This window comes from Chitinispirillales bacterium, assembly GCA_031254455.1.
GTDB lineage: Bacteria > Fibrobacterota > Chitinivibrionia > Chitinivibrionales > Chitinivibrionaceae > WRFX01.
Genome location: JAIRUI010000099.1, coordinates 1 through 13424, shown reverse-complemented (window position 1 = coordinate 13424; position 13424 = coordinate 1). Strand labels below are relative to the sequence as shown.

The window sequence follows — 13424 nt, the reverse complement described above, 5'->3', positions numbered from 1 at the left end:
AACATATTTTTACAAAGTTGTTTGTTGAAAAGTAAATTATTAAAGGAAAACTGTGACATATTTTGAAAAAATTAGGGAATTAACAAAAGGAATACCTGCGAAATTGGTTGATTTTTCGCAACCAAGAGACATTGCACGTACTCCTACTCAAGCATCGTCAAATTTTATCACAAATAAAGAACAGGGTGATTGGGCGGAAAACCTCATTACACGTGCTATTAATGAAACTTCTCAAAATTATATTGCAGTAAAATATGGTAAGTCTGATGATTTAGTTGCAGGGGAAGAAGGATTTGATACCTTTTATCAGGAATTTCAAAATGAATTGGATACAATCGGAAAACGTCCAGATTTGTTGATTTTCGAAAAGTCCAATTTTGATATAAATCTAGGTTATGATATTAGCCGTATTCCACACGACCAAATAATGAATTATGTCAAAAAAGCCACTGCGGGCATAGAAGTGCGCTCAAGCGCTTTCTTGATTGACCGTTATGACGAAGCAATGCAACTTCGGACAGAAAAATTTACCCAAATTGCATTGGAAACAAAAGATAAAATCCTTGTCGAATACAAAGATATTTTATTGCATCATTCACGGGAAAATTACATTGATTTACTGAATGGAATAACCGCTAAAACATTAAACGTTACCGATTTCAAAGTTCCGGGATGGCAGTCAAGCGAGCGATTAATTCAATTGAATGACCTGTTTAAACAACTCAAAATTGCAATAAAAGAAATACAGAAACGCGATTATCTTTCCATAACTCCAAAAGTAGAAGACATAAAAGTGGTTTATAAATGGATTGAAATTTTTAATGTTCCGCATTTCTATTTTCAGGTGTTTTTTGATAAAGTTTACGGTATTTCATTTGAGCAAATTTTGCAAATTATCTCTAATCCCGATAATGACGGCGTAATTTTTTCGGTAGAATCGGACACAAAAAATCAAAATAAAACAACAGTTAAAATCAATTCAAAATCAGGTGTCGAAATTGCCTCAAAAGTTGTCGAACCCGACCATAAGAGTGTTCGCAAAGAAATGGATAGGGGACGATTGCTGTTTTATGTTACTTTTAAGGGCGGAACGGCGTATCTTGATATTGACAATCTTAAAAAAATTTTAGAAATTAAAAACGAATATTTTTAATGAACGCCAAAATTACTATAGAAGCAGATTATTCAAATACAGTGCCATTGGGACACCGTAAAAAATTCGCTCAATTTTTTACGCCATATCCTGTCGCCGAATTGATGATCGAATGGTTGCTTGGAAATGAAAATTTGCAAACAGTTTTAGAACCTGCTTTTGGCTTGGGCGTCTTTTCAAGAGTGTTACTATCAAAGAAAAGCAATGTTCAAATCAAAGGTTTTGAAATTGATAACCTGATTCTTGAAAGAGCCAAAAAAGAATTTTCCGGAATGGAAAAAATAAATTTGCTACCAGAGAATTACATGTACAATGACTGGCAAAATAAATACGACGGTATTATTTGTAATCCGCCATATTTCAAATTTCACGACTATGATAATAAAAACGTTTTAAAAGAAATAGAAACAAATTTGAAATGCAGGTTAAACGGTTTTACTAATCTTTACACTCTTTTTTTGCTGAAATCTATATATCAGCTAAAACCTAACGGGCGATGCGCTTATATAATACCTTCGGAGTTTCTAAATTCGGATTATGGAAAGTTAGTTAAAACTCATTTACTCAAAACAGGCACATTGCGACATATCATTGTTTTTGATTTTGAAGAAAATGTTTTTGACGACGCTTTGACGACTGCTTCAATAATTCTTTGCGCAAATGATAACCGAACAGACAGGGTACAGTTTACAAATATACAATCCGTCGCTCAACTAAACGTCATTGAAAAACTGATTGTCGATTATTCCAGATTATCTGCTAATTCAAATAGTTATTCATTTTCTGAACTCGACCCTGAATGCAAATGGAAAACTTATTATCAACCGCAGAATGGACATAAATTTAAAAATCTTATACCGTTTTCAACTTACGCAAAAGTAGTAAGAGGTATTGCAACCGGAGCAAATGATTATTTCTCGTTTAATCTTTCAAAAGCCAGAAGATATGGCATTGACGAGCATTATTTACTGCCGTGTATTTGCCATTCTACAGGTGTACAGGGAAATTTCTTTACTAAATCCGACTTTGAGGAATTAAAACAAAAAGATAAAAATGTATTTCTTATAAATGCTGTAAATTCTGACAACACGAATGTCGTTAAATATTTGCTCAAAGGTGAACGGGAAGAAATTAACAAAAAGTTTTTAACAGCAAGCCGTAATCCGTGGTATTCATTGGAAAAGAGAACGCCTGCGCCAATTTGGGTTTCGGTTTTTAACCGTACAGGGTTACGCTTTGTTCGCAATGAAGCCAATGTTTCCAATCTTACGACTTTTCATTGCATTTATCCGCAATCAAATCTGTTTTCAGATATTTCAATCAATTTATTGTTTGCCTATCTGTTGACAAATACCGCCCGACAAATTTTTGAAGACAATAGTCGCGAATACGGCAACGGACTACAAAAATTTGAGCCTAATGATTTGAATAATGGAAAAATGTTAGATTTAAGTAAATTATCCGAAAATAACAAGAGCAAAATTGAAATGTTATATTGTGAAAATAAGAATAAAAATGATTGGCAGTTTGTTAATGAAATAGATGCAGTACTTGTAAAGAATTTTGCGGTTTAGTTTTAGTTATTTTCTAAGTCCCGTATTTTCCTTACAGATAAATTTCTTTTTCTAATATGAAAATTTAACCTTAAACGAAGGCAAACAGGATGTTTAATAAAAAGAAATATTGTCCTTATTGCATAGGAAAAAACGGGCAGGCAAAGAATTTGTACGCTTCGCAAGAGGAGGCGTTTGATGCGGCGAATCATCGTAATTTGGAAAGTGGAATAACACTCAGAGTATATCCTTGTCCTTACAATGCCGGTTGGCATTTAACAAGTAATTAATAATTTCCGTTTATAAATTCCAGAAAAAGTCGGCGGTTATAGCAAAAAGTCCTAAAATCATTTGGATTTTAAGCGCGTTCGCCGATTTCTTGTATCTTTTTTCATTAAAGTACTTTATGTATAAAAAATGTATCGCGACAATAAAAGAAACGTTAATAAGCAAGTATGTTTTTCCGAGCATGTTCATAAAATACGGTAAGAAAGAAATAGTAATAAACGCTATAAATTGCAGATAAATAACCGCTTTTACATATCTTAAAGAAATAGACGAAGTAGTTTTTAATCCGGCGGATTTATCGCCTTCTTCATCATTCAAATCTTTAACTATTTCTCTTGCAAAATTAGACAAAAACGCCAAAATCGCCGGAAACAATATTTTTGTCGCGTTGTCGCCAAACCCGCCGAAAAACAATGTGTATCCGGTAAGCAAAGCGACCGTAAAGTTTCCGATAAACGGAGTTCCTTTAAGTCTGGCGGAATAAAGCGTCAGAATAAAAATTGGAATAAGTGTCGCCATACCTAATTCAAAAGATGAAAAGAATCCTGCAAGTATCGAAAAAACAAAACAGATAATCGCGGATATAACAGCGAATCTCAAAGTTATTTCCCCAGAAACAAGCAAGCGGTTCGGATGAGAAATTTTGTCGGTTTTTATGTCGCAAATGTCGTTAATAATATTTCCATAGCCAAGAGCGAAAAATCCGGCTAACACCCTAAAGAACAAATCGCTTACAGGTAAACTGTTATTGCAATAAAGCCATCCGAGCGCAATTCCGACAGATGCAATCAATGCGTTTTCAACTCTGACAATTTGAAAAAAATAAGATAAATTTCTGAAAATCATGTACGTCGGTTTCATCTAAAAAGACTCTTTTTATCTTAAAACTTTAAATTCGGCGATATTTTCGGCAGGATTTTCAGAACGCATAAGTGTTTCACCGACTAAAATCGCATTGAATTGAGTGCAAATCATTTTTACGTCGTCTGCGGTTCTCATCCCGCTTTCGCTTATGTGAACGGCGTTCGTAGAAAATTCTTTTGCCAAATCTACGCTCGTTTGCAAATCTATGACAAAAGTTTTTAAATTTCGATTATTCACGCCGATAATTTCGGCGTTTATGCTTTCGGCAATTCGCAATTCTTCTAAGTTATGCACTTCGACAAGAATTTCCAAACCTAAATTTTTTGCGTAATTATACAGAAATTCCAATTCGCTTTTTTTAAGAGCCGCTGTAATCAGTAAAATTATTGTCGCACCGGAATTTATGGCTCTATTTATTTGTTTTTTATCTAAGATGAAATCTTTGTTAAGTACGGGAATTTTTACCGCCGCCGCTACATTGCGTAAATCGTCGATATTTCCTTTAAAAAACACTTCATCCGTCAAAACCGAAATTGCCGCCGCTCCTGATCTTTCGTAAATCTTTGCCTGCTCGACAATATTGACGCCCGTATTTATATCCCCTTGCGACGGCGATGCCCGCTTAACTTCGCCGATTATCTGAATTTTTTCGCCGTTTTTTCGTAAATGCTGTACAAACGAATATGTTTTTCGCAATTCTTTTGGCGTTTCATCCGTCATTTTTGCAATTTCAAGCCGTTTTTGAACTAATATTTTCTCTAAAAATTCCATTATTCCCCCTCAATCACCGATTTTATCGCGTCCGTCTTAAATTGTGTTTCATTCCATTCGTCCATTGGATTTGAATCCGCAACTATTCCCGCCGACGATTGGAAATATACGTTTTCGCCGATTTTTATCGCAGTGCGTATTGCGATAGACGATAAAATATTTCCGTTAAAATCAAAAAATCCGAAAGCTCCGCCATAAACTCCGCGCTCATAGTTTTCTAATTCCTGGATAATTTCCATCGCTCTAACTTTCGGCGCTCCGGTCAGCGTTCCGGCTGGAAAAGACGCTTCAAAAAGTTTCATATTATTGCAATCCGGCGGTATCTTTCCGCTTACGATTGAAACGATGTGGAATACGTTTGAATATTCTTCGACGCTTAATAGTTTTTCAACTTTTACGCTTCCTGTTTCGGCGTGAATTCCTATATCGTTTCTCGCCAAATCGACAAGCATAATGTGTTCCGCGCGCTCTTTCGGGCTTGAAATCAAATCGTCAAGTAATTTTTTGCGTTCGGTTTCGTTTTTTCCTTTCCCTTTGCTTGTTCCGGCAATCGGGCGGATTTCCATATATTGGTTTTCAACTTTTAGTTGTAATTCCGGCGAATTTCCTATGAGGCAATAACCGTTTCTTTCCCAGAAAAACATATACGGCGACGGATTATTTTTGCGGATTTTGCTGTAAATGTCGATTGCGGCGGCATTTGTCGTAATTTTCTTGCGGTTTCCAAGTTGTACCTGAAAAATATCGCCGTTAAAAATATATTCTTTAGCGATTTTCACTTTATCGAAAAAATCATTCTCAGACATAGAATTCTCAATGCCGCCGGTTTTAATCTTGTAATCTTTGCTAAAGGAAATACAGTCTTTTTGTTCAATAAATTCCACAATTTTGCATTTTTCTATTCCGACATCGTTGGTAATGTAGTTGGAAATCATTCTGGTGGAGTTATCTTTTGTATTTTGAATAAGCAAATTTGAATAAAAGCACAAATGTACGTCCGGCATTGACAAGTCGGCGATATTTTCGCGTCGAATTTTTTCTAAATAATGCGCGTATTCGTATCCGAAGTAGCCGATTAAACCGTTTGAGAAATTTAAATTTTTGTTTTCTGTCCCAAAAATCTTTTTCAGACGAACAAAAATATCCGAAAAAATTAAACTTCCAAGTACAAATTCATCGCTTTGCTTATCATAAATATCAGAAAACTCCTGCGCAAATTTGTTTTTCAATTCGTCGTATTTACTTTCAAATTTCATTTTCCCTTTGTAAATCGTCAAATCAAATTTTGCAAACAAGCCGATAACGCTGTTGTTGCGGTCTATATCGGGACCTCGTGCGGAATCTAAAATGCACACGTTTTCACTGCCGAAATTCAAATAAAATTCACGAAATAAATCAAAAAATTCTAATTTAGGTTTAACAAACTCGATTTCTTGTGTTTTTGGGCAATTGATGCGGTCAAAAAAAGTTTTTAATATTTCGCGCCCGTTCTGAGTCATAACGGATTCGGGATGAAACTGTACGCCTTCTATCAAAAATTCTTTGTGCCGAACCCCCATAATTTCACCGTCGTCGGTTTCGCAGGTAATTTCTAAACAATCCGGAAGCGTTTTGCGTTCTATAGCAAGCGAATGGTAACGGGTCGCATTGAAATCGTCGAATTTCTCAAAAATTCCCTTTTTAAGCGAACGGATAATTCCTGTTTTTCCGTGCATCAATTCTTTTGCGTGAATAATTTTTCCACCGAAAGCCTCGCCTATCGCCTGATGTCCCAAACAAATTCCGAAAATTGGCAATTTCCCTGCAAATTTTCGAATAACTTCCAAACAAATTCCTGCATCTTTCGGCGCTTTTGGACCGGGTGAAAGAACAATCGCCGAAACCCCGAGATCTTTGATTTCATCAACCGTAATTTTATCGTTGCGAATGCAAATCGTTTCGTGCCCCAATTCCAAAATGTATTGCTTCACATTGAACACAAACGAGTCGTAATTATCTATCAGTAGAATTTTCATAAATCGCCTTTTGTTTCTATTTGTAGTAGAGAAATAGTTTAACGCAATCATCGTTGTCAAGAAAAAAATAAAAATTTTATCTTTTTTTTCCGAAACTCAGCGTTTTTTTGAATTCGGTAATTTTCTGTATTGTCGGATCGTTCTCCGGAAGTTTTTCAAAAATATCTTTGATAATTATTGAAGGAATTAAGTACGCGTACCAAAGAGCCAGAACAATGATGCAATATTTGACTCTTTTCGGTTTGTATTTGTATTGCGCCGGACGGGCGTAATCAATAACGTAAATCGTAGAATAATCACGTTCCATTTTTATTTGCGTATTCAATTTCTGCTGCAAAAGCAACGTCTTCAATTGTTCGTACATTCTTGAATTCAGCGTAAGTTGCGTGTATTGGTCGGATAAATCAATTACGCTACTTAACCCCGGGTAAATACTTCCGTAGCCGTCGGTTTCAATTTTCTTATTCTGCTTTTTCATATAGGAAATTCGATTTTTCAAAGTAATTATTGAAGAACTCGAAGACGATTGCGTCAATTGCAGAATCTCAATTTGCTTTTCCGCGACACTGATTTCGGCAAGGTTTGCGGCGTAAGTCGAAAGCGATAAATCAATCTGCGTTTGTAAACTGTAAATATTGTTCGCTTTTTGAAAATTCTCAAGTTCCGTGTTGGCGTTACGCGATTTTACGATGCTTTCTTCGACTTGTTTGTCTAAAAAGTTAATTGCGCCGGCAAAACTTTGAGAATAAATTTCCCTGCTTCTTTCCTCCAATTTTTTTATCATAAAATTGGCTATATCGGCGGCGGTCTGCGGATTTTTGTTGGAAACCGAAAGCGAAATGGATAAAACGTCGGTAATTCCCAAACCGCCTTCTTCCTCAATGTCGATTTTAATATCTTTTTTTAATAATTTAATCGTCTTATCAAGCGGATTTATTTTGTTTTTATGTTGTTCGTAATATTTAATTAAGTCAAATTCTTCTATTGTCGCTTCTACAATATGGCGTGAATTTAAAATTTCAATGTATTGCCTCTTAGAAAACGGATTCTCGCCTATGAAATCGCTCATCGAAACGCCTCCTAAAAACGGCGTAAGCATTGAGGAAGAGTTTCCACGCGGCAAAAATACCACTTGTGATTTGTAATATTTCGGAAAAAACGAAATCCCTGCAAATACCGTAACTGCGATAATTATTCCAGAAACTATAATTTTTGTTTTTTGTTTTGCTAAAATTATTAATAAGTCAAGCAAATTTACTTCATTATCCATTTTTAAAACCCTATTCTTTCTGAACAAACGAGATCACGGTTATTGCCGCCGTTACGACGGTCGCAATGCTTCCGATAACACTCAGAACTCCGCTCGCAATTGATACGCTTTGCTGTGTTTCCATTTTTGACACGTAATCTTTTTCCGGAACCCAAATCGCATCGCCGTGTTCGATATTATTGACTTGACTGGGACGAAGCCAAACTTCCGTTCCGGCTTTAATTACCCGGACGTTTTTCTTTATCGCATCGGACTTATATCCGCCTGCTTGCTCGACATAATAGTCAAATTTTTTGTTTTCGTCAAACTGTACAAGCCCTGGACGCACAACCGCTCCCATAACATTTACGGTTCCAGATTTTTTTTCGATTATTATTTTGTCGCCTTCGTGAAGTAAAATGTTTTTTAAGGTATTTTCGTCCGGCAAATTAGCGAAATCAATGCTTACTTTCGTGCGTGCGTCCGTCCGGTATTTCAAATAGTTGCTTTCGCTTGGAGAAATTAAAACTTTTCCATTGGCGGATAATAGTTTTTGACGCTCGTTTTCACCCGCGTCGATAAAATTTTGGCGGATAATTTTACTTGCGCCTAAAAACGCATTATCGGTAAGTCCTCCTGCTAATTTGATAATTTCAATCAAGCGGGTTTGGTTTTCTATGATAGAATAAATGCCTGGGAAACACACTTCACCGAAAATTTCCACCTGACGAATCGGACGATATTCGGATTTTCTATTTATCGTTATCATGTCGTCTTTTTCGAGTGCGAAACTATCCGCGTCTTTGAGATTTACCGTGATTTTCACGGTTGTGTCTTTTTCGCCGACGAATCTCGTGACGATTATTCGCGAACTGTCCGCCGAAGCCAAAATTCCGCCGCTGATATTTATTATGTCCGAAAGTTTGTCGCCATCGACAAAATCGTAATTTCCGCCGTATTGTACCGCCCCGTTTATCGAAATTAATAGATCTCTTCGCGGGACGAAAAGTCTGTCGCCGTTTCGCATCACTTCTTCCGAATATCCGATAATTCTGTTGGATTTCAAAATATCCACGACTCGCGTTCCGTATTTTGGATGTATAAGTTTAATCTCGCGCAAATTAGCGTCAAGACTTGTTCCGCCTATGTATTCAATGAACGCCGAAACGCTCATATTTCCGGCGGCGGTGTGGTTTCCCGGTATTGCGACTTGTCCCTGTACTTGAATATTTACATTCTTCACATTACTCAAAAAAATATCGACTCTGTCGGCTTTGTATTTCTTTTTTATAAGCTGAGCAATTTTTTCTTTTGCGTCTTTGAGCGGAATAGAACCGATGTCAAGCGCCCCTACTGTCGGAATAATACAGGTTTCGCCGCTGACGGAAATATTTAGCGCTGTTTCCGATACAGCCCAAATAACCGCTTTAAGAACATCGCCGCTTCCCAGATAGTAATTGTTTTCGTCAATGTACGATTCGGCGCTTTGATAATAAAAGATGTCGGATTGAATTTCGTCCGTCGCAATATTCTGCGTAGTTTGCAAATTTAACGTGGAATTGACTTGCTGTTGCTGCGATGTTTTTCCAGTGTACACGTCCGGCAGATTGATGCCGCTTAATGCGGCGGCGCTTACCTGTGAGTAAATTTCAAAAAAAGCGAAAATTATAATTATTGCAACGGTTCTATTTTTTTCACATCTCACTTTTCCGCTCTCTTTTTCTTGTTATTAATGAATTTATTGTCGTATTCGGCGCGGGCGACCTTTGCTTTATGGTATAACTCAACGTATTGTTTTCCGGCGACATCCCATGAAAAATCAACTTCCATCGCTCGTTTTTGCATTCCTATGAAATGTTCTCTGCGATCATACCACGTTTCTACCGCCCATTTGATTGTACCGTAAATCGCCTGTGGAGACGCGTCGTCAAACACGAAACCGGTTCCGTTTCCGGTGTTTTGATTGTAATTGTCGACCGAATCCGCCAAACCGCCGACTCTGCGGACAATCGGAAGCGTTCCGTATTTTAAAGAATACATTTGATTGAGTCCGCACGGCTCGAAACGAGACGGCATCAAGAACATATCCGAACCCGCCTCGACTATGTGAGCCATTTCGTTGTTGTATCCTATCCACGAACCAAATTTTCCACCGTATCTTGACGGAAGCCAGCCGAAATATCCTTCCAATCCTTTGTCGCCGCTACCTACTATAACTAATTGCACGGCGAATTCGCACAAAATTTTTTCTAAAACCGGCGCCACAATGTCGTAGCCTTTCTGCGCCGCCATACGTCCGACTATTCCGATAACCGGAATATCGTTATTTATTTCCAAATTAAATCTTTTTTGTAAATCTTCTTTGCATTTTGTTTTGCCAGTCAAATTTTTTGACGAAAAATGTGATTTTATATATGTATCTTTTTGCGGATTCCATTCGTTGTAATCGACTCCGTTCAATATTCCGCAAAAGTACTCTCCTTTTGCGTTGAAATACGGCGCGAGCCCAAACTCCGAATAAGGAGAAGAAATTTCTTTTGCGTGCGTCGGACTTACGGTATTAACGGCGTCGGCGAAGCTTATTCCGGCTTTGAGCATATTTATTCGTCCGTTATCCTCAAATTTATCCGAAGTCCAATGTTCCCATCCGAATCCCATATAACTGTAATTTCCTCTGTCGTAATTTCCCTGATACTGTGCGTTATGAACCGTAAGAACCCCAGCCGCTCTTGCGACAGCTGGGTTGTTCCAATACCACGTTTTTATATATGCGAGCGCCAAAGCCGACTGCCAATCGTGTACATGAACGATATCCGGTGAAAATTGAACGTCTATACACGCTTGAATCGCCGCATTGGATAAAAACGCAAATCTGCTGGGATTATCGATAAAGTCATTGTAGTTTTTATCGTGATAAAGCCCGTCGCGGTTGAAAAAATTGTCGGATTCTATAAGCCAAACTTTAACGTCGCCGAATCCTATCGTCTCGTACAATCCGCACCACTGTTCCTGTGCGTTTCCCATGTGGACGCAAAACGAGCCCAAAATTTGTTTTACATTGAATTTATCGTCTGTATATCCGCTTTTTTCTTTTATAGCCTTGTAATACGGGATCGCCACTCTGACATCGTGCCCGTTTGTCTGCAAATAAGCCGCCAAAGAAGAAACAACATCGGCAAGCCCGCCAGTTTTGGCGAAAGGAACCGCTTCCGACGCAATAAATAAAACGTTCATAATAACCTCTTTATTTTAACGCTGTAAAATAATTCGAAATTAAATCTTCATGAAAATAATTTATTTCAAAGTTTGAAACGGAATAAAAAAGAAATTTTATTTTTTATTCATTATTCTCGAACATTCGATATCCAAAAATTATTTTTGTAAGTATTGGAGGATAAACGAAATGGCGTACGTTAAAGATTTATATGATTTGAGTTTTCTTGAATATGCATCTTATGTTATAAAAGATAGAGCGATTCCTTACGTCGAAGACGGGTTAAAGCCAGTACAGAGGCGGATTTTACATACTTTATTCAAAATGGACGACGGAAAATTTCACAAAGTAGCCAACGTTGTAGGGCAGACGATGAAGTTTCATCCGCACGGAGACGCGTCAATTTTTGAAGCGCTGGTCGTTCTTGCAAACAAAAATCTTTTTATTGAAAAGCAGGGGAATTTTGGAAATATTTATACCGGCGACGGCGCAGCCGCCGGGCGATATATTGAATGCCGAATCACTCCGCTTGCCAAAGAGATTTTATACAATCCGGAAATTACGCAATTTGAACCGAATTACGACGGGCGCGAGGACGAGCCGATGTATTTTCCTGCAAAAATTCCCGTCGCGCTTGTTTTAGGGGCGAAAGGGATTGCGGTAGGAATGGCGACCGAAATTCTTCCGCATAATTTTCATGAGGTGCTTTCGGCGCTGAAATCCGCGCTCAGAAACGAGCCGTTTGAATTATATCCGGATTTTCAGACGGGAGGATACATAGACGTCTCGGATTATAAGGATGGGGTGGGGAAAATTTTATCGCGCGCAAAAATAGAAGTGATTGACGATAAGACCGTAGTAATCAAAGAAATACCCTGTGACATTACAACCGATTTGTTAATTAAATCGATTGACGAGGCGGCGAAAAAAAATAAAATTATGGTGAGCAAAATCACCGACTTTACAAGCGAAAAGGTCGAAATAGAAATTAAACTTAAACGCGGTTTTTACGCAAGCGAAATTATTGACGCTTTTTATGCTTTTACCGACTGCGAAAAATCGGTTTCCGTAAATTCGCTTCTTATAAAACAAAATCATCCGGTAGTTATGACGGTAAGCGAAGTAGTAAAAGACAGCGCAGAGCAGTTAAAAGAGATACTTGAAGCGGAATTAAATCTTGAAAAATACAGTTTGACGCAAAAATTGCATTTGCGTACGATAGAAAGAATCTTTGTCGTTGAAAGAATTTACAAAAAAATCGAAGAGATGAAAACGCAAAAAGAAATAAACAATTCGGTAAAAGACGGTTTTATTCCGTTTACTGAAGAAGTAGGACGGGAAATTACCGACGACGACGTCGAACGTCTTCTTCAAATTCCGATTCGCAGAATTTCACTTTACGATATAGAAAAAAATAAAAAAGAGATAAGCGACATTAAAAAGCGTCTGTCGGAAATCGAAAAACTGCTTAAAAACATTGTCGGTTACGCAATCGACTGGGTTGAAAATTTAGATAAGAAGTACGGGCATTTATATCCTAGAAAAACCGAAATTTTAGAAATGGACAGAGTGTCGGCAAAAGATGTGGCTATTCGCGATAAGGATTTGCGATATAACGGAAATAACGGTTATTTGGGATATGAACTAAAAGAAGGTCCTATTCGCTGCAAAGTTTCTGTTTACGACAAAATTATATATATTGACAAAAATGGAACTTATAAGGTTATCGACGTTCCAGAAAAAATATTTGTCGGCTACAGAGTGCGTTTTATCGAATTGGCGGAAGTTGCGGCGACAAATGTCGTATTTACCGCTTTGTATAAAAATTCGGACGGAGTTTTATATATAAAGCGTTTCAAAATCGAAAAAACGATGAATAACAAAGAATATTCGATTTTACCGGACAAAAACTGTGAATTGTTAGAACTTACCACGGAAGCCGACGGGACGTTTATCGTGAATTTGGTTTATATTCCCAAAATGAAAAAAACTGCGGAACATTGTAAAATTCCGGATTATTCTATAAAAGGCGTTTCGGCGAGAGGTTACAAGATTACCGATAAAGCGATTGACGGAATTGAGTGGAAAAAAAACGTATAAACTTTTTTATTTCGAGGGGTTTGAAATTAGGATTGTTTAACTGTTCCCAAGTTCCAAGATATTCAATAGTATTATGATTACGAAGATTTAGCAACAACTAGGGCTTGCTAATTGATTATACCTTTTATTATATTTGTATTGTTTTTTTGTGAGGTGAGTTATGAATTGCAGACATTGTGGAAGTTGTAACACAGTAAAATCCGGCATAGTGTTCAAT

10 protein-coding genes are annotated in these 13424 nt (G+C 37.3%); 4 read left to right on the top strand and 6 right to left on the bottom strand.

What is annotated here, in order from left to right; translation table 11 throughout:
• Positions 1-52 precede the first annotated feature (52 nt).
• From LBH98_07690 to LBH98_07680, 3 genes are all read left to right on the top strand, one after another.
• Positions 53-1153, top strand: coding sequence for an AccI family restriction endonuclease (locus LBH98_07690; GenBank protein MDR0304628.1), 1101 nt, complete (start codon positions 53-55; stop codon positions 1151-1153).
• Positions 1153-2727 (top strand): N-6 DNA methylase, encoded by a 1575-nt coding sequence (locus tag LBH98_07685; GenBank protein MDR0304627.1) that lies wholly within the window; start codon positions 1153-1155, stop codon positions 2725-2727. The genes LBH98_07690 and LBH98_07685 overlap by 1 nt, the downstream gene beginning before the upstream one ends.
• An 89-nt stretch (positions 2728-2816) precedes the next feature.
• Positions 2817-2996: a hypothetical protein gene (locus tag LBH98_07680; protein ID MDR0304626.1), complete on the top strand. Its 180-nt coding sequence runs from the start codon at positions 2817-2819 to the stop codon at positions 2994-2996.
• 10 nt (positions 2997-3006) lie between these two features.
• Here LBH98_07680 and LBH98_07675 read toward each other — a convergent pair whose 3' ends face one another.
• From LBH98_07675 to glgA, 6 genes are all read right to left on the bottom strand, one after another.
• Positions 3007-3855: a geranylgeranylglycerol-phosphate geranylgeranyltransferase gene (locus tag LBH98_07675; GenBank protein ID MDR0304625.1), complete on the bottom strand. Its 849-nt coding sequence runs from the start codon at positions 3853-3855 to the stop codon at positions 3007-3009.
• 15 nt (positions 3856-3870) lie between these two features.
• Complete coding sequence (gene trpC / locus LBH98_07670) at positions 3871-4629, bottom strand: indole-3-glycerol phosphate synthase TrpC (protein ID MDR0304624.1); 759 nt, start codon at positions 4627-4629, stop codon at positions 3871-3873.
• Positions 4629-6644: a chorismate-binding protein gene (locus LBH98_07665; GenBank protein ID MDR0304623.1), complete on the bottom strand. Its 2016-nt coding sequence runs from the start codon at positions 6642-6644 to the stop codon at positions 4629-4631. The genes trpC and LBH98_07665 overlap by 1 nt, the downstream gene beginning before the upstream one ends.
• Positions 6645-6720: 76 nt before the next feature.
• Positions 6721-7914 (bottom strand): hypothetical protein, encoded by a 1194-nt coding sequence (locus LBH98_07660; GenBank protein MDR0304622.1) that lies wholly within the window; start codon positions 7912-7914, stop codon positions 6721-6723.
• Positions 7915-7924: 10 nt separating this feature from the next.
• Positions 7925-9598, bottom strand: coding sequence for an SLBB domain-containing protein (locus LBH98_07655; protein MDR0304621.1), 1674 nt, complete (start codon positions 9596-9598; stop codon positions 7925-7927).
• Positions 9595-11127: a glycogen synthase GlgA gene (gene glgA / locus LBH98_07650; protein ID MDR0304620.1), complete on the bottom strand. Its 1533-nt coding sequence runs from the start codon at positions 11125-11127 to the stop codon at positions 9595-9597. The genes LBH98_07655 and glgA overlap by 4 nt, the downstream gene beginning before the upstream one ends.
• 169 nt (positions 11128-11296) lie before the next feature.
• Between glgA and LBH98_07645 the strand changes: the two genes are divergently transcribed.
• Positions 11297-13207, top strand: coding sequence for a DNA topoisomerase IV subunit A (locus LBH98_07645; GenBank protein MDR0304619.1), 1911 nt, complete (start codon positions 11297-11299; stop codon positions 13205-13207).
• The last annotated feature ends 217 nt before the right edge of the window (positions 13208-13424 follow it).